The organism is Rhizobacter sp. P3_C12, assembly GCF_056402735.1.
The window spans coordinates 1-2,301 of the sequence record NZ_JBFUGW010000509.1 but is presented as its reverse complement, the minus strand read 5'-3'; the positions used below and the strand labels follow the sequence as shown (position 1 = coordinate 2,301).

The window sequence follows — 2,301 nt, the reverse complement described above, 5'->3', positions numbered from 1 at the left end:
GCGGCTGTGGGACGGCGGCGCGGTGTGCCCGGTCGCCACCATCAAGATCACGCGCCACAACCTGCTGCGGCCGACCGCGCTGATCCACGAGGCCGGCCACCAGGTGGCGCACATCACCGGCTGGAACGACGAGCTGCGCACGCTGCTGCAGCACGGGCTCGCCCAGGTGGGCTCGCAGGGCGACCTGGCCGACGTGTGGGCCAGCTGGGCGAGCGAGATCGCCGCCGATGCGTTCGCCTTCGGCCACACCGGCTTCGCGAGCGTGGCCGCGCTGCACGACGTGCTGTCGGGCGAGCCGAGCCTGGTGTTCCGCTTCTCGCCGGGCGACCCGCACCCGGTCAGCTACCTGCGCGTGCAGCTCGGCGCCGCGCTGTGCCGCCACTGCTACGGCGCAGGCCCGTGGGACGAGCTCGAGCTCGCCTGGACGGGGCTGCACCCGCTGGAACGCGTCGACAGCGGCACGCGCGCGCTGATCACCGATTCGCAGCCGCTGCTGCCGGAGCTGGCGCGGCTGCTGGTCGAGACGCCGATGCGCTGCTTCCGCGGCCGCTCGCTGCGCGAGCTGCTGCACCCGCAGCGCGTCAGCCCGGCGTCGCTCGACGAGCTGCAATCGACGCTCGGCCCGGCGCTGTTCACCTCGACCCACTGGCTGTGGACCGAGCCGCTGCGCACGCTCGGGCTGACCGGGCTGCAGCTCGCCCGCTGCAGCGGCCAGCCGCAGGAGGCGAAACGCATCCTCGAACAACAGCAGCAATCGATGCTGCGGATGGGCGGCGCGCTGCTGTCCGCCTGATCCCTCCGCCTGATCCCGATCACCTCTCCCTTCCCCACCACCACGACCCACAGGAGCATTCCCATGGCCAAGGCCCCACCCCTTCCCGCCCGCGGCACGCGCCGCACCGCCCCCGTCGCCGACACCGCCCCCGAGGCGCAGGCCGACAACCCCACCGAGCAGGCGGCACAACAGACGCCACAGTGGGGTGGGCACAACCCGTCCACCGACCAGCTCACCCAGTTGCTGCTGACCGTGCTGACCCGCGCCAACCAGCAGATCCCGACCCCCACCGGGCTGAGCGGTCCGGCGCTCGACGTGGCGCTGCGCTTCCAGACGCTGTCGGCGCAGCTGTCCACGCTCGCCGACCCGGTCGGCCTGCGCAACCTGCCCTGAGCCGCCGCCCCCCAAGACCCACGGAGACCTTGTCATGTTCAGACACTTCGCCACCTTCGTCTCGCCCGACACCTTGTTCAGGGCCCACCCGGGCGAGCTCGCCTGGCTGCTGGAAGAAACCTGGCGCCAGCGCTTCGACGACACCAGCAAGGCGCTCGGCGACCCGGACCGCCGCAGCCCGCTGAGCGCCTTGCCGCCCCCCAGCAGCGAAGGCGCGCCGCTGCCGACCGTGTTGAGCGACATCCTGACCACCGTCACCGCCACCGACCCCATCGAGATACCGCGCCTGTTCCGCTGGGACCACCTGATCTACGCCTACATGATCGAGAACACCCGCGTCTACGAGGTGTTCAAGCGCGTGGTGCATGAGTTCGTGCATGGCGAGAAGCTCGGCGTGCCCGATGCCGACTCGCAGGCCTGGCTGCGCAACACCGAGGAGCTGTTCTTCAAGGACGGCGCGCCGTTCTTCGCGACCTCGCTGGTCAGCCACATCCGTGGCGACCTGCGCGCGAACCGCCGCAACCCCTACCAGCGCCTGTTCGGCATGGAGCTGAACCACGGCATGGACGACGGCAAGCCGCAGCCCTACGTGCGCGCCGAGGCGGCGAACGCCGAGTTCGTGCCGACCTTCGAGGAGTTCCTGCGCGAGGTCTGGGTCGGCATGACCTACGTCACCGCGAGCGCGAGCAGCAACCCGACCGACCCGGCCAAGATCGTCACGCTGGCGAGCAAGCTGAAGAACATGCTGCTGTCGCGCCGCCAGGACGGCAACCTGTCGCGCGAGGAGTTCTCGGCGGTCACCGCGATGGCGTGGTTCCACCTGACGCTCGAGTACAAGAACGACGGCGCCAGCTCGCCGATCGTCGCATCGCTGCGGGCGCAGGCCAATGGCACCGAGCAGCGGCTGTTCAAGGTGGCCGAGCGCGTCGGCCTGCCCGCGCACGGGCTGTCGAAGCACTTCTTCGACATCGCCGATGCGATCTCGCGGATCCTGACGCAGATCGAGAGCAACGACTACGACACCACCGACAAGGTGCGCGCGCTGTTCACGCCCGAGCCCACGCTGCTGACCAGCCCCGAGGCGGCGATGCGAACCATCATCACGCACTGGACCGCGATCACGGGCCGTGACG

3 protein-coding genes are annotated in these 2,301 nt (G+C 70.4%); all 3 read left to right on the top strand.

The window, feature by feature from the left end; all coding sequences use genetic code 11:
* A partial coding sequence (locus tag AC1DXV_RS33895) for a hypothetical protein (RefSeq protein WP_477937960.1) occupies positions 1 to 793 on the top strand: 793 nt, incomplete at its 5' end.
* Positions 794 to 856: 63 nt separating this feature from the next.
* Entirely contained in the window at positions 857 to 1,168 is a 312-nt protein-coding gene (locus AC1DXV_RS33890) for a hypothetical protein (RefSeq protein WP_477874091.1), read from the top strand.
* Positions 1,169 to 1,202: 34 nt separating this feature from the next.
* Positions 1,203 to 2,301 (top strand): hypothetical protein (locus tag AC1DXV_RS33885; RefSeq protein ID WP_477937959.1); only part of this gene is annotated, 1,099 nt, incomplete at its 3' end.